This window comes from Oryzihumus sp., from assembly GCF_054325275.1.
In genome coordinates, this window is the sequence record NZ_JBTCWL010000018.1 from 34353 (window position 1) to 56569 (window position 22217).

The following is a 22217-nucleotide window of genomic DNA, read 5'->3' on the forward strand; positions in this document are numbered from 1 at the left end:
CTCAGGCCTTGCCGATGAGGATCACGGCGACGACGAGGCCATAGATCGCGATGCCTTCGGCCAGGCCCACGACCACCATGGCGCGGCCGAAGACCTCGGGGCGCTCGCTCATCGCGGCCAGGGCCGCCGCCCCGGTGTACGCCACGGCGATGGCGGCACCGATCGAGGAGCCGGCCACGGCGACCGCGGCACCCAGCAACGCGGCCCAGCTGGAGCTGTTCCCCGACGGGGCCGCGGCGGTGACCTGACGGGACGTCGTGGCGCTGCCGGAGAAGACGGCTCGGTCCCCGGTGCCGGAGGCTGCAGCTGGTGCTGCCGGGTTGGCTGGGTTGGCCACCGCACCTGTCCTGGCAGGCGCGGTGGCCTCGGTAGCCGAGGCGGCGCGCGGCCCGGCGACGAGCACCACCACGGCCACGCCGAGGACGGTCACCCCGGTCAGCGCCAGCACCGCCGCCGCCTGCCGGGGCCGTCGCCGCAGGAGCAGGCCGCCACTGCCCACGATCGCGGCGGTGACGGCCAGGGCACCGATCAGCGCGCCGGGGATGTTCGTCATGGTGCGACCTCCTGCCCGGGAACCGCTGACGTCGGCTGCAGGACCAGGGGCACGTGCCAGGGCCGGTAGGGCCGACCCTCACCCTGGAACACCCGTGAGAACAGCTCGTAGTACTCCAGGCGCAGGGCCTGGACGGCCGCGACCAGCGCCTCCAGCAGGAACGCCACGGCAGTGCCGAGCACGAACACGAGGACGGCACCGACGTACGCCGCGCCGCCCCGGCCCCACAGCGCGGTCGTGCCCGCCCACACGATCGCGCCGATCGCGGCGTGGGTCAGGCCGAAGGCCGCCAGGCGAGCGAAGGAGACCACGTTGGATCCCAGCCTGATGACCAGGTCGAACAGCTCGACCAGGGCCTCCACCACGGCCTGGCCGCCGCGCCCCGCGGCGACGTAGAGCCCGGTGAAGGAGAGGACCAGTCCGCCGGCGACGACCAGGCACGCCACGAGGACCAGCCAGTCCGCGCCGGTCAGCAGCCCGGCGACCAGGCCGGCCCCACCCAGGAACAGGGTCGCCCCGGCCAGCCCGGACGGGGAGTAGAGCGCATAGGCCCAGCCGCCTTCCCGGACCCGGTTGACGGTGCCGAGGCAGAAGGCCAACCCGAGCAGCCCCGCGCCGATGACGAGGGCACTGAGCAGGAGCCCGACCGGATCGGACATCGGTGACTTCCACAGGGGTGGCACCACACCCGTCGGACCGAAGAACTCCCCGTATGCCGCGCCGGCCAGGACGCTGGCGACGCCCAGGGCGGCGAGCATGGACGAGGCCGGCCCCAGGCGGGCGAGCACCCCGGGCCGGCCCAGCCGGGCCAGCAGCGCGAGCAGGACCAGCAGCGACCCCTCGCCGACGTCGCCGAACATCATGCCGAACATCAGGACGTAGGCCGCGGCGGCGAACGGCGTCGGGTCCACGTCGGCGTAGGGGACCACGGAGTACGTCTCCACGAGCGTGGTGAACGGCTGGGCGGAGGAGCGGCGGCGCCGGAGAAGCGTGGGTGGCTGGCTGCCGCGCGGCCGGGGCAGCCGCACCACCGCGCCCCCGACCTCGCCCAGCCGGTGCGCAAGGCCCGCGACCGCCTCGGACGGCACCCACCCGGCCAGGGCGGTGGCGTGGCGGTTGGCGACGGTCGAGCCGGCCACCCGCTCCAGGGCGGCCTCGCCGGCGACGAGGTCGGCCCGACCGAAGCGTTCCAGCTCCGTGAGGTCCGGCGCGGCCGCGAGGAGCGCCGCGGTGACGCCGGCGCCTCCCATGCGCTGCAGCACCCGGGCAGCCGGCCCGGGCAGCGCGTCGGGCGCCGGCACGATCTCCACCTCGACGACGCCCTCGTCGGCGAGGCGGGTGAGCGTCTCGCGCAGGCACCCGGTCGGTGCGACGACGGCCACCCGGCTCATCGTCACCGGCGCGACCCGGTCACGCGACGGCATCGAAGGCGTCCAGCGGCGTGCCGCCGCGCGCGGCGAGCTCGAGGGCGGCGCGCACCCGCCAGGCATCCACCGCGAGCAGGCCCACGGTGGCCAGGACCGGCTCGAGCCCGTACTCCGGCGACCGGCCCAGGGCGCTCGAGTCGTCGTCGACGCGTCGCCACCACGAGGCCTCGGCCCGCCAGAGGTCCGCCAGGGTGAGTTCGGATGCGGCCCGGCCCGACTCGAGCAGCTGCCGTGCCGGGGTGGGGAGCACCCGCGCGAGCTCGTCGACGCCTCCCGACTGCATGGCCTGCGGGCCAAGCACGCGCCCGGTGCCCGGCGCGGCTGCCGGCATCGCGCCGTCGCGGAGCAGCTCGTGCGCGACGAGCAGGGCGACCGCCCCTGTCGCCCAGGTCCGCGTGGTGGGGCACAGGGCGGTGACACGCGCGGCCCAGGACACCCGCATCCCGAGCTGGATGCCCGCGACGTCGTCCGCCCCGGGGTCGCCCCAGGCGGAGGCCGCCAGCTCGGCGCGCAGGTGGGTCAGGTCCGGCACGGTGGCGAGGCGTGGCCAGGCGGTCGACAGGCTGCCGAGCTCGAACGCGGGGGGCAGGTCCGGTCCGGTGTCGCCCACCAGGCTCGCCATCAGCACGTCCGTGTTGGCGATCTCGGCCCACCCGGCAAGGACGCGGAGCATGCCGGCTCCCTCCCGGGGCATCCAGCCGGCCAGCACCCGGAGGTTCCACAGCAGCGTCTGGGCGACGGCGTGCTGGGCACGCGTCAGGCCCTGGCCGGGGCCTACGTCGTGGCCGTAGGGGCTCGACGCGAGTCTGTCCAGCGCCTCGTCGAGGCTCCGGCAGCCGGCGAGGGACCGTGCCCCCGAGCGGCCGAGGCGCCGGCTGCGCGCAGCCCGGGCGCGCACCGTGGCGGCCACCCATCCCGCGCTCATGGCGAGGATCGGTGAGCGGGTGGGGACGTCGCTGAGCCGGCGCTGTCGGCGGGCCGGTCGACGTCCTCGGGTGTGGGGGGCGGGGGAGAGCTGGTAGCGGCGCCGTCCGGAAGCAGCTCCTCGCGCACCAGCGACAGCACGCGGGAGACCAGCGCTGGCACCCGCTCGCGTGCGGCCGACTGAAGCCGCGCCGCGTCCTGCCGGGCGTGGCCGAGCTCGACGGCCAGCGCCTCGTCCCCCTGGCGCTGCTGCCGTGCGGCCGCTTCGGCGCGGGCCTCGTCGGCGCGGGCTCGGGCCTGTGCGGCGAGCTCCGCCGCACGGGTGCGCGCGTCGGCAGAGATCCGCTCGGCGCGTGCCGATGCGTCCTTGTGCACGGCGTCGACCTCCGACTCGGTCGGCTCGAGCAGCGCGAGAACCGGCAGAAGCTCCTCGCGCAGGCTGGCGGCATGCACCGAAGGAACGCCGGCGGGAGCTGCGGCGCCGGGTGCCCCCGCGGGCCGGAACCGTTCGAGCAGGTCTCGGGTCCGCGCCATGGTCCTCCGCCGTCATCGGTCGACGCGAGCATCATCGCCGCCCGGGGTGGGCGGCGGACCGGACGAAGGTCCGGCCTTGGGGAGGGAGACGGCGACTGCCAGGTGTCGGAGATCTGCGGGCCGCGGCACGACACGACCGGTGCTCGACGCACGCGGCCGGGTGACGGCTGAGGCGCCTGGTGGGTGGGCTCTCCGCGGGACGACCGACGCCAGGAGGAGGTGATGGTGCGCCGTCAGGGACTCGAACCCCGAACCCGCTGATTAAGAGTCAGCTGCTCTGCCAATTGAGCTAACGGCGCGCGGGGAGGAAGGTATCAGGAACGGGGCCGAAAGGGCGAAACGCGAGGTCTGGGGCTTGCGGCGGTCAGGGACATGGCCATGCCCGAGAGTCGGACCGGGTCCGGTCAGGGACTGGCGGGGACCTTGTCGAGACGCGAAAACCCTTGGCCCGCAATGCGAAGCGGCCCCGTCCCGGAGGACGAGGCCGCTTCGATGCTTCCTGGTGCGCCGTCAGGGACTCGAACCCCGAACCCGCTGATTAAGAGTCAGCTGCTCTGCCAATTGAGCTAACGGCGCAACGAGGAAGAAGTTATCAGCAGGGGGGCCGAACGACGAAATCCGGGTCCCGGTGCCGCCGGGTCAGTTCCGGCGGCGGTCCCAGACCAGTGCCCCGGCCCCCACGACGACCAGCAGCAACGCCCCGGAGAGCGCCGGCAGGTGCTCGCTGACCCACGAGGACTCCTCGCCGGGCAGGGAGGCCGGCCCGGCCGCGGTTGGGGGCGTCGCGAGGGGTGATGCCGATGGTGCCGGGGACGTCGTGGAGGCGCCCCCCGTCGCCTCGCCGGCAGGGAGGTGGAGGGTGAACCGGGACTGCCCGGTGACCGGGTGGCCGTCGTCGCTCACGACGCGGAACGCCACGCGGTACTCACCGGAGGCGGGTCCGCTGGCCAGGGGCGCGGTGACATGGGCGCCGTTGACCGTCGCCGGCCCAGCGGTGGCGTCCTCGCCGGACGGACCGGTGATGACGATCGTGGCGAAGCGCGAGGAGACCGGCTCGTCGAAGGTGAGGTCGACCTGGCGCGGCGCCGTCGTCAGCGTCGCGCCGTCGGCGGGGCTGACCTTGAGCAGCGTGGCGTGCGCGGAGGCAGACGGGGCGAGCGCCAGGGTGCCGCCAGCGAGGGCGGCGGTCGTGGCGAGCAGTCCGAGGGTGCGGCGCACGCTGGAACGAAGGGACATCGAGGTAGGCCTTTCACGGGCCCCGTGCGGGGCCCAGTGTCACGAGGGAGGGGACGGGTCAAGCCCGTGCGGGTGGCCCTCGCCGCGAAAGGCACTCCAGGACAACGAGGTCGGCCCGTATGCGCGGTCGCGCCCACCCGGTCCCCGCACCCCGGGGCAGCGGGTCGGGCAGCGCCGGCTCGGCCACCGGGCGGGCCAGCACCGACCGGGCCAGCGTCGCCGTCAGCCAGGTCGCCCACCGCCCGCGCCCGGACCTTCCGGCGAGGATCGCCGATCCGGTGGCCAGCGACCGATCCGTCACGGCGACGAGGGTGGCGACGGCGAGGCCGGCGACGGTGTGGGCCGCGGCCATCACCCAGCCCGAGGGTGCCTGGTGCGACATCGCCATGTGGTCGTGGCCGGGCAGCAGCCAGCCGAAGGCCGTGTGCAGGCCGGCCTGGCTTGCCGCGAGGGCGAGGACCGCCCGCCCGAAGGACCAGCGGCGACCGCTCGCGGCGCCGACCGCCAGGGTGGTGAGGGTCGTCAGGGCCAGCAGTCCGCAGACCGAGGCCGGGGTGAGGGCGCCAGTGGTCCATCCGCCGCCAGCCAGGTGGGCCAGCAGGGACAGCGCGACGCACGCACCGCTCAGGGTGAGGGCGCGTGCCTGGCGCAACGGACCGGCATACATCCCCTCCATGCTGACAGACCGCGGCGTGGTTCCCTCCGTCGCTAGCTAGCGGTCCGCCTTGGAGCGGCGGGCGATGCGCCGGTCGGTGACGAGGATGAGGGTGAGCAGCACCGCCGCGGCGATGGCGGCGAGGCTGAAGCAGATCATCGCGATCGAGGGGTAGCCCAGGATCCGCGACCGGGTCGGCACGAGCATCATCAGCGCCGCCCCGACGACCATCGCGGCGACGATCACGCCGGCCGTCACCCGGTTGGCCAGGCGCTGCATGACGTGGAGGAACTGCACCTCGTCGATCGCCTCGACCTTGACCGTGAAGCTGCCCTCAGCCAGCGCGTCCATGACCCGGTTGGCGCGGGCGGGCAGCTGGGTGGCGAACTCGCGGGCCTCCATGGCCGCCGCCATGGCGCCCCCCAGCGAGGGCTTCATGCCGCTGCGCAGGATCTCGGCGGTGTTCGCGCGGATCGTCTCCGCCGGGGCGAAGTCGGGGTCGAGGTGCTGGGTCACCTGGTCGAGGTTGAGCAGCGCCTTGCCGACCATGGCCATCTCTGCGGGAGGCCGCAGCCCGTGGGTGCCCGACAGCCGGCTGAGCTCGACGAGCACGGCGCCGGCCTCCAGGTCGCTGCCGAGCGCGACGGTGCGGCTGACCAGCTCGGCGACCTGCTCCCCGAAGGCGGCGGCGTCGAAGCCTTCGCCCCGGTGCCCCATGCTCGCCAGCACCGCCGCCGCGTCGTCCCCGTTGCCGTCGCTGATGGCCAGCAGCAGCTTGACCAGCTGGCCCTGCACGCGGGCGGGGACGGTCGCCACCATGCCGAGGTCGATGAGGGCCAGCCGGTGGTCCGGGGTGAGCAGCACGTTGCCGGGGTGCGGGTCGGCGTGCAGGAACCCGTCGACGAGGATCATCTGCAGGTAGGCCCGGAACAGCTCCTCGACGAGCACCCGGCCGTCCAGGTCGAGCCGGCCGAGCGGCCCGAGGGCGGTGACCTTGCGGCCCGGTACGAAGTCCATCGTCAGCACGCTGCGCGTCGTGTAGTCGGGCACCGGGGCCGGGACGATCAGGTGCGGGAAGGGTGCGGTCAGCTCGGCCATCCGGGTGAGGTTGGCGGCTTCCCGCTGGTAGTCGAGCTCCCCGGCCAGGGAGCGCCGGAACTGCTCGAGCAGCTGGGCGAAGCCGTAGCGCCGGCCGAGCTCGGTGTGCGCGTCGGCCAGCTCCGCCAGCTCGGTGAGCGCCGCCATGTCGTCGCGGACGACCTGGCGCACGCCGGGCCGCTGCACCTTGACCACGACCTGTCGGCCGCTGGGCAGCTCGGCGCGGTGCACCTGCCCCAGTGAGGCGGCGGCCAGGGGCGTGCGGTCGAACGAGGCGAACCCGTGGCGCAGCGAGACGCCCAGCTCCTCGGTGATGACGCGCTCGACGTCCTCGAACGGGATCGGCTCGACGTCGTCCTGCAGCCGGCTCAGCGCGTCGGTCCACGGCTCGGGCAGCAGGTCGACGCGGGTGGAGAGCAGCTGGCCGAGCTTGACCCAGGTGGGGCCCATGGCCTCGAGGTCGCGGGCCAGCTGCTCGGCGGTGGCGGCCGCGTCCTCGGAGGGCTCGGTCGCCTCGAGGAACTCGTCCATGCCGACCCCGGAGACCAGGTCCGAGCGGCCGTAGCGCACGAGCAGCCGGGCCAGGGCAGCGTAACGGGTGGCGTGCTGCGGGCGGAGCGCGAAGGTCATGGGGGCATCCTGCCGTGCGGCGCCGGCCCCCGTGGTGAGCCTGGGGGCGCAGCCGGTCGTCCGGGCGGTGGTGGGCACGGCGGGGTCAGCTGGCCCAGACCCCCTCATGTAAGGCGAACCCGCCTGTGCCACAGGGGGATCGGCGGGTCGTCCACGATGTGGTCGCCGTGGTTACCGGCGCGTAACCCTCGTCACACCGACTCGTTTTCCGGGCATGCGCCGGACCCTGCTGCTCCTGTCCCTGACCCTGAGCGCCCTCGGGTGTGCGACCGCCCCCGCCTCGGCACTGCCGTCGCCGGACCCGACACCCGCACCGGTCGGCCTCGTCGGGCCGTACGCCGCGCCGCCGTTCGCCTCGCAGTGCCGGTTCCTGCGCTACGGCGAGGGGGAGCAGCCGCCGCTGGGCGTCGCCGGCCGGGACCCGCTGTGCGTGGAGTACGCCAAGCGCGACATCACCGTCGACAACGGCGGCGCCGCCCGGTTCCTGCTCGCCGAGCCCTCGCGGTTCGCCGTCGCGGGGCAGGCCTGCCGGTACTGGCAGGTCGACCACTGGAGCGTGCAGGTCGACCGGGCCGACACGGCCGTGGTGACGTGGGACGGCTCGTACTGGTTCGACCGCACCCAGGGCACCGCCGGCGCGCGGCTGCGCAACCTCGCCGTCGACGGCCAGCCGGTCGGGATCGCCACCGCGGCCGAGGCCGTGCGCCCCGTCTCGGCCGCGCTCGCCGACCAGCTCCTGCGGTATGCCGGTGGGCCTAGTGGCGGGGGACTGGCCCTGACGCCGCCGCCGGCCACCCTCGCGTACCCGCGGGTCGCGTCGTGAGCCCCCGGCTGAGCCGCCGCCAGCTGCTCCAGGGGATGGTCGCCGCGATCACCCTGCTCGAGGCCGGGGCGGCTCCGGCTGCCCGGGCGGCCGGGCTGGGCGACCTCGTGCCCACCGGGGTGGCGCTGCTGCCGCCGGGTGTGGCCCCGACCCTGGGCGCGTTCGCCGACACGCTCATCCCGGGGGAGAAGCGCAGCCTCGGCGACCGGGTGGTGGCCGGCGCTGCCCCCGGCCCCGGAGCCGTCCAGGCCGGCGCGCTGGCGCTGCTGACGATGCCCGAGGCCGGGATGGAGCTGCTGCTGCCCGAGCTGTCGACCCTGCTGAACGCGGAGGCCACCGCGTGGGCGGCCGCGCACGCGATCGTGCCCGACCCCACCGTCCCGCCGATGGTGGCCCTGCCCTTCGAGGCCCGCACCGGGCTGGTCGCGAGCCTGCTCGACCCCTCCCATGCCGACCAGCAAGTCTGGATCCTGTTGGCGTTGATGACGTTCATCGCCTTCCACACCGCGGGCTTCGAGCACACGCAGGAGGCGGTGGCCAGCCACCACCCGGGCCTGTCCCGCCTGCGCTTCCCCGCGCCCGACCCCGACGGGCTCTACCGCTTCCCCGCGTTCTCCTACGCGCGGCGGCTCGCCGACAGCCACCCGGCCACCACGGCGAGCGGCAGCCCGGCGTGACCGTCGAGCGATGCGACGTCGTCGTCATCGGCAGCGGCTTCGGGGGTGCCATTCCCGCCTACCACCTCGCGGCCGGCGGCGCCGACGTCGTCGTGCTCGAACGTGGCCCGCGGATGGCCACCGAGGAGTTCACCCACGACCTGCGCCTGGGGACCTACACCCGGTTCGTCGACCTGGTCCAGGGCGACGGGATGACCGTCGTCGCCGGCAACTGCGTCGGGGGCTCGAGCGTGGTGTACTTCGCGGCCTCGCTGCGCGCGCCCGGGTTCGTCTTCGAGCGGACCCGCGCCACCGGCGTACGGCAGTGGCCGCGTGAGCTGACCCGGTCGGCGCTGGACCCGTGGTACGACCGGGTCGAGGAGACGCTGCCGGTCGCCCAGCAGGACTGGGACGACGTGCCGTATGCCGGCGGGCTGTTCGCGGCGGCGTGCCACCGGGCCGGGCGCACCTGCAACCCGGTGCCCGTGGCGGTCGACCTGGCCCGGTGCACCAACTGCAACTGGATGCTCAACGGCTGCCGGTTCGGGGCCAAGCGCTCGATGCTGCTCAACTACCTTCCCGCCGCCGAGGCCCACGGGGCCGACGTGCGCCCGCTGCACGAGGTGCAGACCATCGCCCCGGCGACCACGCCCGGCTACCGCTACCGGGTGGCCTGGACCGCGGTCGACCCGGCGGACCCCCGGGTGCCCGCCGGCGCAGGGACGATCGAGGCGCGCGTGGTGGTGCTGGCCGCGGGCGCCCTGGGCACGCCGGTGGTCCTGCAGCGCTCGGCCGCGCTGCTGGGCGGGGTGCCCTCGGCGGTTGGCCGCTACTTCAGTGGCAACGGCGACCGGGTCAGCGTCGCCGTGATGGACGAGGACCGGGTGCGCGACCTGCTCGGCCTGGAGCGGGCGCCGGGCGTGGCCTACGACGCCCTGCACATCGGCAAGCCGATCGGCTCGATGTCCTTCGACGGCCTGGATGCCGGCGCACCGGAGTTCGACCGCTTCTCGCTGCAGCAGATCTACTTCCCGACGATCACCAACATCCTCGGCCAGACCGGCGGTGACCCGAGCTGGTACGGCGTGGCCAAGACGAGGATGACCGACCGCTGGCGCTCGTGGCTGACCCTGCTGGCGATGACCGAGGACGACAACGAGGGCACGTTCGGGCCGCCGCCACCGACCGGCAGCTTCACCCGGGTGGCGTCCTCCCTGGCCAAGGGGCAGCTGACCTACCGGCCGACCGCGCGGACCCGGCGGGGCTGGGCCGCTGCCGACGCGGAGGTCCGCGCCGTCGTCGAGAAGGACGGGCTCGCGCAGTGGCAGCCCTGGACCTCCGACGCCGGCGCCCTGTCCGCACACCCGCTCGGCTCGTGCCGGCTCGGTGACGACCCCGCGAGCTCGGCGCTGGGCAGCAACCACGAGCTGCGCGGCCACCCCGGCCTGTTCGTCACGGACGGGTCCGCGGTGCCGACCTCCTTGTGCGTCAACCCCTCACTGACCATCGCCGCGCTCGCCGAGCGGGCCGCCCCGGCCATCGTGGCCAGCGCGGCCGAGGCGGGGGCGGCGGTGCGTTACGGCGCGCCGGCTCCGGGCGGGGAGACGGCCGGGCGGCGGGCGGTGCTGCCCCTGTTGCGCCCGTGACCGACCTGTATGCCGCCCGGTGGCGGGGCCAGCCCAGGCGCCTCGAGGTCTGGTACGCCACGCTCACCGACCCGGCGAGCGGCCTGGGCCTGTGGCTGCACCACGAGATGGTCGCCGGCCGCGACGGGTCGGTGCGCTGGCACGGGTGGGCCGCGGCCTTCCCGGCCGGGGGACCGCCGGTGCTCGCCAGGTTCGGCCCGGCGCCACATAACGACACCTCCGGCGGCCGGCTCGTCGGGCTGCCGGGCGCATCCGCCGCGCCGGGGCGGCTCGCTGGCAACGCGGGGGGGCTGGAGTGGGACCTGCAGGTGGAGGACCCCGGGCCGCCATTGTTCACCTTCCCCCGCTGGGCGTGGGAGCGCGAGCTGCTGCCCGCGGCGCAGGTCGTGCCGGCCCCCACGGCCCGGTTCTCGGGCAGCGTCCGCGTGGCCGGGCGGGAGGTCACCATCGCGCAGGCTCCCGGCGCGGTCGCCCGGGTCTACGGCCACGGCAACGCGAGCCGCTGGGGGTGGCTGCACGCCGACCTCGGGGGACGGGACGTGCTCGAGGTGGTGGCAGCGGTGTCCACCCACCCGGTCCTGCGCTCCATGAAGGCGCTGCCGCTGCTGCAGCTGCGCGTGGGCGGGCGCACCTGGCCGCGGCACCCGCTGCTGGCCGCGCCGCTGCTGACCGCCGACCTGCGCCTCCCGCACTGGTCGGTGTCCGGGACGCTCGGCCGTCGTCGGGTGCGGGTGGCCGTCGAGCAGGACCCGGCGGAGTCGGTGACGGTGCAGTACGACGACCCCTCCGGCGTGGGGCCGGTGTGCACCAACAGCGAGCGCGCCACGGCGGACGTGCTGGTGGAGCGGTGGTCCGGCCGCTGGTCGGTGGAGCAGCACTGGCACCTGGACCGGCGGGTCCATGCGGAGCTCGGCCACCGGCAGGCCCGGTCGTGACGGTGCCGAGCGGTTCGCTCAGCGCCTGAGCGGGTCGCTCAGGCGCCGAGCGCCAGCCAGGTCCGGGCGTCGACAACGCCGGTGGCCGGCAGGTGGTGGGCGCGCTGCGCGGCGATGACTGCCGCTCGGGTGAGCGGGCCGAAGGCGCCGTCGGCGTTGAGCCGCAGGGCCTTCTGCAGGGCGGCGACGGCCGGCCCGCGGGACCCGACCCGCAGGACGGTGCCGATGAAGGGGTGCAGCGGGGACGGCGTGGTGGCCCTGACCAGGGCCGACCAGGTGACGGCGTCGACGACGGCGGTGGCCGGCAGGTGGTGGGCCTTCTTCCAGGCCACCAGGGCGGTTCCGGTCGCCGGGCCGAAGTCGCCGTCGGCCTTGGCGTGGACCACCTTCTGCACCGCCGCAACGGCCGGGCCGCGGGAGCCCACCCTCAGCACCGAGTGCACCCACGGGAGCAGCGGGCTGACGTTCGGCGCCGGCTTGGGTGCCGGCTTGGGAGCGGGCTTGGGAGCGGGCTTGGGTGCCGGGACGGGCACGGGCTTCGGTGTGGGTCTGGGGGTGGGCTGGGGCGTCGGCTTAGGTGTGGGCGTCGGAGCCGGCACGGGCTTGGGCGCCGGGATGGGCGCGCCGACCGAGACGAGGAGCGCCTTCCACGTCGCGAGGTCGACCACGCCCGTGCCGGGCACCCGCTGGGCGGTCTGCCACGCGACCAGCGCGGCCCGGGTGTGCGGGCCGAAGTCCCCGTCGTTGTCGACCTTGAGGACCTGCTGCACCGCCTGGACCGCGGCCACCGGCTGCTTCGCGACGCCGAGCCCGAGCGGCGTGCCGTAGTGGGCCACGAGGGTCGTCTTGAGGGCGGTCGGCGTGAGCAGCGGGAAGCGGCTGGGTGCGGGGAGGGGCGCGGACGGCACCGCTGCGCCGTTGGCCAGCGCCGCGAGCTGGGCGGGGCTGCCGTTGAACAGGCTCATGTCCAGCGGAGCGCTGAAGCCCGGCAGCGTCGCCTGGCTGGTGTACTGCCAGAACGTCCACGTGGTCCACCCGCCGAAGGGCGCGGGCTGGGCGGCGGAGTAGCTGGCGGCCCACAGCGGATAGCCGGCGAAGGCCTTCGACCCCGCCATGGAGGTGGACCAGAAGTACGGCCCGGCGTAGATCATCGGCCGCCGCCCGGTGCGCTGCTGCACCTGGTCGAGCCACGTCTGGGTCCACAGGGCGAGCTGGGCCGGCTTGAGGCCGCCGCTCGCCTCCAGGTCGAGGACCGGGGGCAGGTCGCCGCGGTGGTTGAGCGGGCCGACCGCGGTCGCGAAGTACGTCGCCTGTGCAGTGGCCGACGCGATGATCTGGGCGTTCGTGCCGCCCGAGGGCCGGGCGAAATGGTAGGCCCCGCGCATCATGCCGAGGTTGGAGAGGGCGGTGAAGTCGTTCGCGAAGTACGGGTTCGTGTACGGCTTGGTCGGGTTCGGCCCCTCGGTCGCCTTGACGAAGGCGAACGCCGCGCCGCCGGCGGCGTGCGCCTGGCCCCAGTCGAGGGTGTAGCCGGTGACGTGCTGGTAGCTCGACACGTCGGGTCCGTAGACGGAGGCACCGGCCGGCCCGGCGGCCAGGACGAGCAGCGCCACCGCGCCGGTCAGCGCCCGGCGGGCACGGCGCGCCCGGGGGCTGAGCGTGTGACGGAAGTGACGCATGGTGCGGAGATTAGGCCAAAGTCGCCCGTCGGCGTGGGCGTTCAGGGCAGAGTTGGCCCGAATGGAGGAGGTCTCTTGACAACCCACCGCATCGTCGCTGTCCGCGCGCTGCTCGCCCTGGCCGCTGTGACTGCGCTCGCCGGCTGTGGCCCGGACTCGGTCGCGACCCACGCGGCAGCGCCCACGACGTCCACGTCCGTGCCGCAGTCAGCGGCCACGTCGACGTCCGGATCCGGCACGGGCAGCGCGTCCCGTGCGAGCGCGTCGCCGGCCCCGGCGGCCGCCACCACCGCGGCATCCACCGTCGGTATGCCGTGTCGCGGGCAGGCACTCGCCGGTCGCCTCGCGAGCTCGGACGGCGCGGCCGGCCACATGCACCTCGTGGTGGCACTGCGCAACATCGGGGGAGTGGAGTGCACCCTCGACGGCTTCCCCACGGTGGGCCTCGTGGCCGAGGACGGGTCGGCCCTGCCCGTGCGCGCGACACACGACGGCGACCTGGCCTTCCCCGCCAGGACGCCGTCCACGGTGGTGCTCGCCCCCGGTGAGGTGGCCTCCTTCGACCTCGGCTTCAGCCACGTGCCCGCGGGCGGGCAGACGGCCTGCCCCGCGGCCCAGTCGCTGGCCGTCACCGCGCCGGGGGACAGCCACCCGGTCCCGGTCCAGACCGCCGCCGACCCCTGCGACGGCGGCCACCTCGCCGTGTCGCCGCTCGTGGCCGGAGACCAGGGCACCGTCGGCTGAGCCGGCGACGCCGCGAACCCGCGCGGCAGGGGCGCCTCAGTCCACCGGCAGGTCGCGGTGCCAGGACTGGGTGACGTACGTCGTGGCGAACCCGACCGCCTCGTAGAGCGCGGTGGCCCCGGTCGGGCTGTCCGCGTCGACCTCGAGGCCGACGCGGTCACGCCCGCGGCGCGCCGCATCGGCGATGACGGCGTGCAGCAATGAGCGGGCCACGCCACGGCCCCGCGCGGCAGCCAGCACCCCGAGGTACTCCACGTAGCTGCCGTCCGGCTCGCCGCCCGTGCCGGGGGAGACCGACCCGACGAGGGCGCCGACCGGGAGCGGCGTCATGCCGTCCCGCTCGAGCTCGGCGATCCACCAGTGGTCCCAACGGTGCCCCGGGTCCTCGCGCAGCCGGGCCACGAACTCGTCGAAGGACTCCTGGTGGGAGTTGAAGTGGTCGGTGAACGAGGTCTCGAGGATGTCGTGGACCGTGCGCAGGTCCTCCTCCTCGGGCATGGCGTCGCCCTCGCGGGCCACGAGGCGCACGGTCACGCCCTCGCCCGGCGGCGGGAACGCGTCCTCGTTGCCCTCCTCGGGGGTCACCGGCCGGCTCATCTGCCACCACGAGCGCATCCGCAGGAAGCCGCGTCCGGTCAGCCACAGCTGCTGGCGCGGGTCGTCGGCGAAGGCGCCGCTGTCCATCTGGGTCACCTCGACGCCTCGCTCCCGGCCGAGGTCGGCTGCCTGCTCGCGCGCCCACTCGAACAGGTATGCCGCGACGTCGTCCGCCCGGGCGGCGTCCAGGTCCGGGTCGACGACCACGGCGATGACGACGCGGGCTGCGGCCCGGTCGTGCACGGTGGCCCACCCCCTGGCCGCGCCCGAGCCGTCGCGGAGCAGCAGGTGGCGCCGGGTCGCGGCGCCGCGACCGCAGACGTCGGTCTCCACGGCCGCGCGCGAGGCCGACGGCCAGCCGCGCGCGGTGCGCTCGTGGCGGCGCAGCAGGTCGAGCAGGTCGGTGACGTCCGAGGCGTCGGGGGTGGAGGACGTCCAGTCCTCGGGAAGGGCTGGGGCGGCGTCCATGGCGACCATTGTCCCGCACAGGTGCCGCGCCCTGACCGCAGCCTGTCCCGGGGACGGCCCTGGGCGGGGGCGGGGGCGGGGCGTGCGGCGCGGGTCGTGCGCGCGGGCTGTCCGGGGCTGCCGCCTCGCGGGCCGGTCAGGCCTGGCGGGCTGCGGTGGCCGCGGGGCGGGCCCGCACCGTCAGTGCCGCGAGCAGCGACCCTGCCATCCACGTGGTGGCGTAGAGGAACGCCACCTGCGGCGAAACCAGTGCCCACAAGGCGCCCGCGACGGCGGTGGCGCCGAGGTCACCCAGCGACTGGACCAGCCCGAGCACGCCGAACCCGTTGCTGCGCAAGGACTCGGGGAGGGCGCGCGCCACCAGGACGGACTCGGCGGTCTCCGCCAGGCCGATGCCGGTGCCGGCGAGCAGGAAGCCCGCAGCGAGCAGCAGGACGCCGTGCTGCTCCCGGGCGAAGGCCAGGTAGGCCAGGACGTAGAGAGCCCCGCCGGCGGCGAAGACCCACCGTGCGCCGCGCCGGTCGATGAGGTGCCCGCCGACGACCGAGGCCACGGCCGCCATCGCGTTGTGTGCGGCGTAGAGCAGGATCACCAGGCTGGTCGCGGCCGTGAGGCTGCGCCCACCGGCGGCCGGGCCGTGCAGCAGGTCGGTGGCCCGCAGGATCAGCAGGGTCGCCGCGAGGTGGCCGAACTCGAACAGTGTCGCCGGGACGAGCACGCGGGCCAGGCCCTGCCGCCGGAGCTCGGCGAGGTTGAACGACAGCCGGCGGCGCCCCTCCGCCGGGAGAACCGACCGGCGTGCGGCCCGCGCCGCCACCGTGATGCAGGCCGCCGCCAGCACGCCCGGGACGAACGCCAGCAGGATGGCGTGGCGCAAGCCGAGCACGGCCACCAGGACCGCCGCGAGCAGCGGGCCGACGACCGCGCCGGCGTTGTCCCCTGCCCGCTCCACCCCGAACGCCCGGCCGTAGGCGGCCGGGGGGACCAGCGAGGTCAGCAGCATGTCCCGTGCCGGCGACCGGATGCCCCGGGAGACCCACGCCACCGCGCGGAGCAGCCCGACCTGCCAGACGGCCGTGGTCACCCCGATCGCCGCGGTCGCGATGGCGGTCCCGAGGTAGCCGCCCGAGGCCAGGCGGCCGCGCCGCCGCGGGTCGGCCGCGAGCGGGCCGCCGGCCAGCTTGCTCAGGCCGATGAGCGCGTCCGAGACGCCTTCGACCGCGCCGAGGGCCGCAGGGCCGGCGTGCAGGGTCGAGGTGAGGAAGGTCGGCAGCACGCTGGTGGCCAGCTCGTGGCCCGCGTCGCTGAAGAACGAGGCGGCGCCGACGCCGGCGACCCCCCGGTTGAGCCAGGCGCCCTCGTCGTCGCGGCCGGCCCCGGTCACGTCCACATCGTCCTGCCCAGCCACACCCCCAGGAAGGCGGCGGCGACGCCGATGACGATGCTCCCGACGACGTTGGCGGCGGCGAGGAGCCGGGCGTCGTCCTCGGCCAGCCGCAGGGTCTCGTAGGAGAACGTGGAGTAGGTGGTGAGGGCACCGCAGAAGCCGGTGCCCAGGCCGGTGCGCAGGGCCACCGGGGCACCGGCCCCCACCGCACCGCTCACGGCGCCCATCACCAGGCACCCGACGACGTTGACCGCGAAGGTCCCCCACGGGAAGACGCTGTCGTGCCGGCCCTGCACCCACCGGTCGGTGAGGAAGCGCAGTGGGGCACCGACCGCCGCGCCGGCGACGACCAGGAGCACCGTCACCGGTGCTCCTCCTCCGGTGCGGGGCGCTGCTCCGGCTCGCGCCCGGCATACCGCACGACCTCGCACGCCTCGAGGGTGACCAGGCCCTCGTCGACCAGCTCCTCGAGCTCGGGCAGGAACGCCCGGACCCGGTCCGCGGTGTCGACGATGACGACCACCACGGGCAGGTCCTCGCTGAGGCTGAGCAGCCGCGTGGTGTGGATCCGGCTGGACCCGCCGAAGCCCTCGATGCCGCGCAGCACCGTGGCACCGGCCAGGCCGGCACGGTGCGCCCGGTGGACGACCTCGGTGTAGAGCGGCTTGTGGTGCCACCGGTCGGACTCGCCGACCATGACCGTCAATCGCAGGGCCGGTCCGTGGAGCCTCATCGGGCCCTCCTCTCGACGAGCGCCCGGGTGCCGACCGCGGCCACCCACACCGCGGCCAGGGCGGCGACGGCGGTGACGACCAGGTAGGCCAGGGCGATGAGCGCGCGGCCGCCGGTGGCGAGCCGCTGGATGTCGACCGCGTAGGTCGAGAAGGTGGTGAAGCCGCCGAGGACACCCGTGCCGACGAACGGCCGCAGCAGGCGCCGACCGGTCCACACATCGGTGACCAGCACCATGAGCACCCCGATCAGGGCGCACCCGAGGACGTTGATGGTCAGCGTCGTCCACGGGAAGGCCGCGCCGCCCGTGCCCCAGGCACGCCCTGCGAGGAACCGGGCGAGGGCGCCCAGCGAGCCGCCGACGGCGATCGTGCCCACCAGGGTGGCCTCGTCGCGCAGGTGACCCGGTCGGGAGGAGGAACGGCGCGGTGGACGGGCCGGGCGCTCGTCGACGTCGGGGTCGACCGGTTCGCGGGCGGACAGCCGGGGACGGGATGGCACGGGACGATCCTCCTACCTGGACGGGGATGGGTGCGCGAGCACCACGGTGTGCAGGTAGGGACTGTTGGCCTCCGGCGGACCGGCGACGGTTCGGGTCCGGCGAGCCCCACCGCCGGTGACGTTGCGCCGAGTGTAGCGAGCGTCCTGCCGAAGGCGTAGGGGCGGATGAGGCGGTTACGCACGAAGGACGAGGGGTGGGGCACACGTCTGCGGCGTACTGGTGAGCACGGGGCTGGTGACCCTCACGGCCAGCCCGGGCGGGCCGACGTCGTACACCGACAGCTGGCCACCCAGCGGCACGCACGTCTACCAGGTCAACGCGGTCGGCAGCGGCCAGCTGTGCAACAAGGTGACACTGACCGTGCCGTGACGCGGGGTGCAGGGCTGCCGCCGGGTCGGTGGACCGCCGGCGGCAGCATGGGGGCATGCGCACCGAGACCAGGACCTACCGCACCGGGCGGGACGACGTCGTCCTCGACCTCACCGACGACTGCACCCGCTTCGCCGCGGACCTCGGCGACGGACTGCTCCACGTGTTCGTCCCGCACGCCACGGCGGGCCTCGCGATCCTTGAGGTGGGCGTCGGCAGCGACGAGGACCTGCTCGCCACGTTGCGCGAGCTGCTGCCGGCCGACGACCGGTGGCGCCACCGCCACGGCAGCCCCGGGCACGGGCGCTCCCACGTCCTGCCCGCCCTCGTCCCGCCCTACGCCACGGTGCCGGTCCTGGGAGGGCGGCTGGCGCTGGGCACCTGGCAGAGCATCTGCCTCGTCGACCTCAACGTGGACAACCAGGAACGGCAGGTGCGCCTGAGCTTCCTGCCGGGCTGAGCCGGCGCACCACGCCCTGTGACGGGTGGCGCCGGGGAAGCAGTCGGGCCCCGGCTCCGCGTGCGCGGTGCCGGGGCCCGATCTCAGTGGGGTGAGTGACGGGACTTGAACCCGCGACATCTGCGACCACAACGCAGCGCTCTACCAGCTGAGCTACACCCACCATGCCGAACGACCGCCGCAAGTGTGGCGGTCGCGTGTTCAGCGGCGCCTATCGTACTAGGTCCGGCGGGCTGTTCTGACCACCCCCCGGTGAGCCCGCCAGGCGTGGCGTGTCGGCGCAGGTCAGGAGCCCGGGATCTCGTGGCGGGCTGCCATCTCCTTCGCCGCGTCCGAGTCCGGGCCGGGCTGCTCCACGAAGACCGCCTCGCGGTAGTAGCGCAGCTCGGCGATCGACTCGCGGATGTCGGCCAGGGCCCGGTGGCCGCCGGACTTCTTGGGGGAGTTGAAGTAGACCCGGGGGTACCACCGGCGCGAGAGCTCCTTGATCGAGGAGACGTCGATGATCCGGTAGTGCAGGTGCGCCTCGAGCTCGGGCATGTCCCGGGCGAGGAAGTTGCGGTCGGTGCCGACGGTGTTGCCGCCGAGCGGCGCCTTGCGCGGCTCCGGCACCCACTCGCGCACGTAGGCGAGCACCTGGTTCTGTGCGTCCTCCAGGCTGATCCCGCCGTCGAGCTCCTCGAGCAGGCCGCTGGTGGTGTGCATGTCGCGGACGAAGTCGTCCATCTGCTCCAGCGCCGCGGCCGGCGGCTTGATGACCAGGTCGACCCCGTCGCCGAGCTGGTTGAGCTCGAAGTCGGTGACCAGGGCGGCGACCTCGATGAGGGCGTCGTGCTCCAGGCTCAGGCCGGTCATCTCGCAGTCGATCCACACGATGCGGTCGTTGGTCGCGCGGTCGTTACCGTTCGTTGTCACGCAGGACACCCTAAGGGGGAGGCTGCACTAGCCTGCGCGTCATGACGTGGGGAACGCGGTCGGTGATCCGCCGCTGGGTCCAGGGCGCCGTCATGATCGTGGGCTTCGGGGTGTGTGCGCTGGTGCTGGGGGAGGCGGCCGGCGTCAGCGCCGGCGTGGGGGCCTCGCTGCTCGGCGTCCTGCTCGCCGTGCTGCCCCTGGGCGTGGTCGTCCCGGCGTTCCTGTGGCTCGACCGGTTCGAGGCCGAGCCGACCCGGCTGCTCGTGCTGACGTTCCTGTGGGGCGCGCTTGTGGCCAGCGCGGGGGCCCTGGTGCTCAACACGTCCACGATGGTGGTGCTGCGCAACGCAGGACAGGACCCGCTCACCCTCGGCGCGGTCGTCGTCGCCCCGGTGGTCGAGGAGACCCTCAAGGGCTTGGTCGTGCTGCTCATCTGGCGGCTGCGACGCCAGGAGTTCGACGGCATCGTCGACGGCATGGTGTATGCCGGGCTGTCCGCTGCCGGGTTCGCCTTCGCGGAGAACATCTTCTACCTCGCCCGCGCCTTCCACGACACCGGTGGCGCCGGCCTGGCGACGGTCTTCCTCCTGCGCGGGGTGATGGGCCCGTTCGCCCACCCCGTCTTCACGATCTGCACCGGCATCGGCCTGGGCGTCGCGGCGACGACCCGGCGCACCAGCACGCGGGTGCTGGCCCCGCTTCTCGGCTGGCTGGCCGCGGTGACGCTGCACGCCACCTGGAACCTGACCACTGTCGCGGGGATCCAGGGCTTCCTCGTGGCCTACGTCTTCCTCCAGGTGCCCCTGTTCGCCGCGTTCATCGGGGTGGCGCTGTGGGCGCGCCGGCGGGAGGGCCGGCTCATCGGCGTGCACCTGGCGCCGTACGCCGAGGCCGGGTGGCTGACCTACCCCGAGGTGCGCATGCTCGCCTCGATGCCCGACCGGCGCCGGGCCCGGGTGTGGGCGCGGATGACCGGCGGGCGGCGCTCGCTGGCGGCGATGACCGCGTTCCAGGACGTGGCCAGCGAGCTGGCCGTGCTGGGGATGCGCGTTGCACGCGGCGCTGGTGGGCCGGAGGCACCGGCCCGCGAGGAGGCCCTGCTGCGCGACCTCGCGGCCCGCCGCCGCGAGTTCGCCGGAACCGTTCTGACCTGACCCATCAGGCGGTGTGCACCGCCGCCAGCAGGGCGGCATACGAGCGGACCAGCGCGGCCCGCTCCTGCGCGACCAGGGGGCTGCCGCGGTGGTGGCCGTCGCGGACCCACTCGTCGGAGAGCCGCATCGCCTCGGCGCGCTGCTCGGCGGCGAGGCGGACCTCGGCGGGGTCGACTCGGTAGGTGTGGGCGTAGAGCCGTTGCAGCGCCTGGACGAGCTCCTCGACGGCCTCCGGCGTGGGCGGCTTCTCGCCGCGCTGCACGCCCCGGTGGATCCGCCACCAGTCGACCTCGAGCCGGGCCGCCTCGGTGACGTCGAAGTTCTCGCGGTGGGTCCGGGCCACCAGCGCGTAGAACTTCCGCATGAACTGGCGCGCCGCCTCGGGGTCGTTGTCGGGGAACGGTGCCCACACCTGGTTGGCCCGCAGCACCCACCATGCACCGAGGGCGGTGCGGGTGCGGCTGAGCCCGAAGGCGTGCCGCACCACCCGCACCGCGGCCTTGAGGAAGGCCCACCACTCGTGGCGGTAGTAGCTGACCCACGTCTCGCACTCGAGCGTGCCGACGAGGCGCGGGTCGAAGTAGCGCATCGGCGGGGCCTGGCTGGTCTGCTGCACCCCTTCAGTGAACCGTGCAAGGGTCGCCCGCGAACCCGCTTTCTGACGGATTCGCCGCTGGACGCGTGGATGAGGCCACCTCACCCACTGCCTGCCAAGCGGGGGACCTGCGGGAAGGCGGCGCGCGGAGGGAAGCGGGCGGCATACCGCGGTGGTTGGTGCCCGCAACGTGAGCTGCCGCAACGGGATTCGCGCTGGGGGTGCCGGCCCTGCCCCTACCGGGGCAGCGCGTCGGCCCGGCTGTCTGCCGGACTGCCCCCGGGTATGCCGTGTGCTCGCCTACACTTCAGGCGTTCGCGGCGCCTCGGGCACCCGCGACGAGCCCTCGTAGCTCAGCTGGATAGAGCAAGAGCCTTCTAATCTCTAGGTCGCAGGTTCGAGTCCTGCCGGGGGCACCGCGTATTTCCGCAGGTCAGGCACCCAGTCCCGATCCGGCGGGGTCGCCCTCAACGAGGCTCAGACCCCGGTTGGTCCGCAAAAAGTCCGCAGAGGCGGTCGCGGCGGCCCTGCTCAGGCGCTCGGCGACGTCGCTGAGCTCGTCGTCGAACAGGCCCGAGTAGACATCCAGCGTCATGGCCGCCGAGGAGTGCCCGAGCATCCGCTGGACGGTCATGACGCTCGCTCCGGCGGACACGGCGAGACTTGCGGCCGTGTGTCGCAGCTCGTGCGGCGTCAGCCCCGCCAGCCCGGCGCGACTGGCTGCCGCGTCGAACACGTTTCGCCGGAAGTTGCCGTTGCGCAGCACGCCACCCTGCGGGCTGGTGAACAGCGGGTCCTCCCGGTCACGCCGGGCCACAAGGCCGTGCATCCGGTCCATGACCACCTCCGGCAGCGGCACCGAACGACGCTGGTAGTTCTTCGGCGTCGCCACCACGATCCGACCGGACACCTCGGTGACGGCCCGGTTGACCGCGATCCGGCGCCGGCCGAGGTCGACGTCCCCGACGCGCAGCCCGGACATCTCGCCCCATCGAAGGCCGGTGTAGGCCAGGACGAGGATGACGAGGTCGTAGGGCTCGCCGCACTCCCGGGCCAGATCGTGCACCTGGCGGTGGGACAGGAATCGCTTCTCGGCCGGTTCGGCACGGGGGAGACGTACGCCCTTAGCCGGGTTGCGGGCCAGCCGGTTGTCCTTCACCGCTAGGTCCAGCATCAGCGAGAACACCCGGAACGTGTGCCGGAGGGTCGCGGGGGACAGACCCGTCTCGCTCATCCGTGCAACCCAAGTCACCACGTCGCCGTGCTCGATGTGGCGCAGCTGCACCCGGCCCCACGTCGGCACGACCCGGTTCTTGATGATGTAGGCGTAGCCCAACCGCGTGCCGGGCCGCACGTGCACCTGTCCCTCCAGCCAGTGCGGGGCCCACTGCTCGACCGTGATCCGGCTTGCCCGAGGGTCCACCCACTCACCGCGCGCCTGGGCCACCGAGACACCGGCCAGCCAGCGCTCGGCGTCGACCTTCCGGCGGAAGTGCTT

The 22217-nt window shown here is 74.5% G+C and carries 24 protein-coding genes and 4 tRNA genes; 9 read left to right on the forward strand and 19 right to left on the reverse strand.

The features are described 5' to 3' along the window. Nucleotide 1: 1 nt before the first annotated feature. The 9 genes from ACXVGS_RS06645 to ACXVGS_RS06685 form a co-directional block, all read right to left on the reverse strand. On the reverse strand, nucleotides 2-553 hold the full coding sequence (locus tag ACXVGS_RS06645) for an ATP synthase subunit C (RefSeq protein ID WP_458527502.1): 552 nt from the start codon (nucleotides 551-553) through the stop codon (nucleotides 2-4). After that, nucleotides 550-1977 carry a V-type ATPase 116kDa subunit family protein gene (locus ACXVGS_RS06650; RefSeq protein WP_458527503.1) on the reverse strand — a complete coding sequence of 476 codons (1428 nt, stop codon included), beginning with the start codon at nucleotides 1975-1977 and terminating at the stop codon, nucleotides 550-552. Before ACXVGS_RS06650 ends, ACXVGS_RS06645 begins: the two co-directional genes overlap by 4 nt. Continuing rightward, nucleotides 1964-2905 (reverse strand): V-type ATPase subunit, encoded by a 942-nt coding sequence (locus ACXVGS_RS06655; RefSeq protein WP_458527504.1) that lies wholly within the window; start codon nucleotides 2903-2905, stop codon nucleotides 1964-1966. Before ACXVGS_RS06655 ends, ACXVGS_RS06650 begins: the two co-directional genes overlap by 14 nt. Continuing rightward, complete coding sequence (locus tag ACXVGS_RS06660) at nucleotides 2902-3438, reverse strand: hypothetical protein (protein WP_458527505.1); 537 nt, start codon at nucleotides 3436-3438, stop codon at nucleotides 2902-2904. The genes ACXVGS_RS06655 and ACXVGS_RS06660 overlap by 4 nt, the downstream gene beginning before the upstream one ends. Before the next feature lie 223 nt (nucleotides 3439-3661). Continuing rightward, nucleotides 3662-3737 (reverse strand) — tRNA-Lys (locus tag ACXVGS_RS06665). Nucleotides 3738-3938: 201 nt separating this feature from the next. After that, a tRNA-Lys gene (locus ACXVGS_RS06670) sits at nucleotides 3939-4014 on the reverse strand. A 63-nt stretch (nucleotides 4015-4077) separates the two neighbouring features. Next, complete coding sequence (locus ACXVGS_RS06675; RefSeq protein ID WP_458527506.1) at nucleotides 4078-4674, reverse strand: copper resistance CopC family protein; 597 nt, start codon at nucleotides 4672-4674, stop codon at nucleotides 4078-4080. 58 nt (nucleotides 4675-4732) lie between these two features. Continuing rightward, the gene (locus ACXVGS_RS06680) at nucleotides 4733-5341 is read right to left on the reverse strand and encodes a hypothetical protein (RefSeq protein WP_458536763.1); all 609 of its coding nucleotides are present in this window, start codon (nucleotides 5339-5341) and stop codon (nucleotides 4733-4735) included. 45 nt (nucleotides 5342-5386) lie between these two features. Next, the gene (locus ACXVGS_RS06685) at nucleotides 5387-7057 is read right to left on the reverse strand and encodes an ABC1 kinase family protein (RefSeq protein ID WP_458527508.1); all 1671 of its coding nucleotides are present in this window, start codon (nucleotides 7055-7057) and stop codon (nucleotides 5387-5389) included. A 214-nt stretch (nucleotides 7058-7271) separates the two neighbouring features. On the opposite strand from ACXVGS_RS06685, the gene ACXVGS_RS06690 reads away from it, so the two are divergent. The 4 genes from ACXVGS_RS06690 to ACXVGS_RS06705 are packed head-to-tail and all read left to right on the forward strand — an operon-like array spanning nucleotide 7272 to nucleotide 11117. Beyond that, complete coding sequence (locus tag ACXVGS_RS06690; RefSeq protein WP_458536764.1) at nucleotides 7272-7880, forward strand: hypothetical protein; 609 nt, start codon at nucleotides 7272-7274, stop codon at nucleotides 7878-7880. Then, the gene (locus ACXVGS_RS06695) at nucleotides 7877-8557 is read left to right on the forward strand and encodes a DUF5987 family protein (protein ID WP_458532904.1); all 681 of its coding nucleotides are present in this window, start codon (nucleotides 7877-7879) and stop codon (nucleotides 8555-8557) included. Before ACXVGS_RS06690 ends, ACXVGS_RS06695 begins: the two co-directional genes overlap by 4 nt. Beyond that, nucleotides 8554-10182 carry a GMC family oxidoreductase N-terminal domain-containing protein gene (locus ACXVGS_RS06700; protein WP_458527511.1) on the forward strand — a complete coding sequence of 543 codons (1629 nt, stop codon included), beginning with the start codon at nucleotides 8554-8556 and terminating at the stop codon, nucleotides 10180-10182. The genes ACXVGS_RS06695 and ACXVGS_RS06700 overlap by 4 nt, the downstream gene beginning before the upstream one ends. Beyond that, on the forward strand, nucleotides 10179-11117 hold the full coding sequence (locus tag ACXVGS_RS06705; protein ID WP_458527512.1) for a hypothetical protein: 939 nt from the start codon (nucleotides 10179-10181) through the stop codon (nucleotides 11115-11117). Before ACXVGS_RS06700 ends, ACXVGS_RS06705 begins: the two co-directional genes overlap by 4 nt. A 38-nt stretch (nucleotides 11118-11155) precedes the next feature. Here the strand turns inward: ACXVGS_RS06705 and ACXVGS_RS06710 are convergent, their stop codons facing one another. Next, nucleotides 11156-12796, reverse strand: a complete 1641-nt coding sequence (locus ACXVGS_RS06710) for a GH25 family lysozyme (protein WP_458532907.1) — start codon at nucleotides 12794-12796, stop codon at nucleotides 11156-11158. Between the two features lie 75 nt (nucleotides 12797-12871). On the opposite strand from ACXVGS_RS06710, the gene ACXVGS_RS06715 reads away from it, so the two are divergent. Then, nucleotides 12872-13540 carry a DUF4232 domain-containing protein gene (locus ACXVGS_RS06715; RefSeq protein WP_458527514.1) on the forward strand — a complete coding sequence of 223 codons (669 nt, stop codon included), beginning with the start codon at nucleotides 12872-12874 and terminating at the stop codon, nucleotides 13538-13540. Between the two features lie 36 nt (nucleotides 13541-13576). Here the strand turns inward: ACXVGS_RS06715 and ACXVGS_RS06720 are convergent, their stop codons facing one another. The 5 genes from ACXVGS_RS06720 to ACXVGS_RS06740 all read right to left on the reverse strand — a co-directional run bounded on the left by ACXVGS_RS06720 (nucleotide 13577) and on the right by ACXVGS_RS06740 (nucleotide 17225). Then, the gene (locus ACXVGS_RS06720) at nucleotides 13577-14605 is read right to left on the reverse strand and encodes a GNAT family N-acetyltransferase (RefSeq protein ID WP_458535429.1); all 1029 of its coding nucleotides are present in this window, start codon (nucleotides 14603-14605) and stop codon (nucleotides 13577-13579) included. Between the two features lie 136 nt (nucleotides 14606-14741). After that, the gene (locus ACXVGS_RS06725) at nucleotides 14742-15989 is read right to left on the reverse strand and encodes an MFS transporter (protein WP_458527516.1); all 1248 of its coding nucleotides are present in this window, start codon (nucleotides 15987-15989) and stop codon (nucleotides 14742-14744) included. Then, the gene (locus tag ACXVGS_RS06730; protein WP_458527517.1) at nucleotides 15986-16357 is read right to left on the reverse strand and encodes a fluoride efflux transporter FluC; all 372 of its coding nucleotides are present in this window, start codon (nucleotides 16355-16357) and stop codon (nucleotides 15986-15988) included. Before ACXVGS_RS06730 ends, ACXVGS_RS06725 begins: the two co-directional genes overlap by 4 nt. Continuing rightward, nucleotides 16354-16725 (reverse strand): DUF190 domain-containing protein, encoded by a 372-nt coding sequence (locus ACXVGS_RS06735; protein ID WP_458527518.1) that lies wholly within the window; start codon nucleotides 16723-16725, stop codon nucleotides 16354-16356. Before ACXVGS_RS06735 ends, ACXVGS_RS06730 begins: the two co-directional genes overlap by 4 nt. Then, nucleotides 16722-17225 (reverse strand): fluoride efflux transporter FluC, encoded by a 504-nt coding sequence (locus tag ACXVGS_RS06740; RefSeq protein ID WP_458527519.1) that lies wholly within the window; start codon nucleotides 17223-17225, stop codon nucleotides 16722-16724. Before ACXVGS_RS06740 ends, ACXVGS_RS06735 begins: the two co-directional genes overlap by 4 nt. 220 nt (nucleotides 17226-17445) lie before the next feature. On the opposite strand from ACXVGS_RS06740, the gene ACXVGS_RS06745 reads away from it, so the two are divergent. Continuing rightward, the gene (locus tag ACXVGS_RS06745) at nucleotides 17446-17595 is read left to right on the forward strand and encodes a hypothetical protein (protein ID WP_458527520.1); all 150 of its coding nucleotides are present in this window, start codon (nucleotides 17446-17448) and stop codon (nucleotides 17593-17595) included. 55 nt (nucleotides 17596-17650) lie between these two features. Continuing rightward, nucleotides 17651-18055 carry a YjbQ family protein gene (locus tag ACXVGS_RS06750; protein WP_458527521.1) on the forward strand — a complete coding sequence of 135 codons (405 nt, stop codon included), beginning with the start codon at nucleotides 17651-17653 and terminating at the stop codon, nucleotides 18053-18055. An 87-nt stretch (nucleotides 18056-18142) separates the two neighbouring features. On the opposite strand, the gene ACXVGS_RS06755 is transcribed toward ACXVGS_RS06750, so the two are convergent. Together ACXVGS_RS06755 and orn are read right to left on the reverse strand one after the other, a co-directional pair. Beyond that, nucleotides 18143-18218: transfer RNA gene (locus tag ACXVGS_RS06755), tRNA-His, on the reverse strand. Nucleotides 18219-18340: 122 nt separating this feature from the next. After that, complete coding sequence (gene orn, locus ACXVGS_RS06760; protein ID WP_458536765.1) at nucleotides 18341-18970, reverse strand: oligoribonuclease; 630 nt, start codon at nucleotides 18968-18970, stop codon at nucleotides 18341-18343. A 41-nt stretch (nucleotides 18971-19011) separates the two neighbouring features. Here orn and ACXVGS_RS06765 point away from each other — a divergent pair, with 41 nt between their 5' ends. Beyond that, nucleotides 19012-20124 (forward strand): PrsW family intramembrane metalloprotease, encoded by a 1113-nt coding sequence (locus ACXVGS_RS06765; RefSeq protein ID WP_458527523.1) that lies wholly within the window; start codon nucleotides 19012-19014, stop codon nucleotides 20122-20124. Nucleotides 20125-20128: 4 nt separating this feature from the next. Here the strand turns inward: ACXVGS_RS06765 and ACXVGS_RS06770 are convergent, their stop codons facing one another. After that, on the reverse strand, nucleotides 20129-20740 hold the full coding sequence (locus ACXVGS_RS06770) for a hypothetical protein (RefSeq protein WP_458527524.1): 612 nt from the start codon (nucleotides 20738-20740) through the stop codon (nucleotides 20129-20131). 321 nt (nucleotides 20741-21061) lie between these two features. On the opposite strand from ACXVGS_RS06770, the gene ACXVGS_RS06775 reads away from it, so the two are divergent. Continuing rightward, nucleotides 21062-21135, forward strand: a tRNA-Arg gene (locus ACXVGS_RS06775). 17 nt (nucleotides 21136-21152) lie between these two features. Here the strand turns inward: ACXVGS_RS06775 and ACXVGS_RS06780 are convergent. Beyond that, nucleotides 21153-22217 (reverse strand): tyrosine-type recombinase/integrase (locus ACXVGS_RS06780; protein ID WP_458536766.1); only part of this gene is annotated, 1065 nt, incomplete at its 5' end.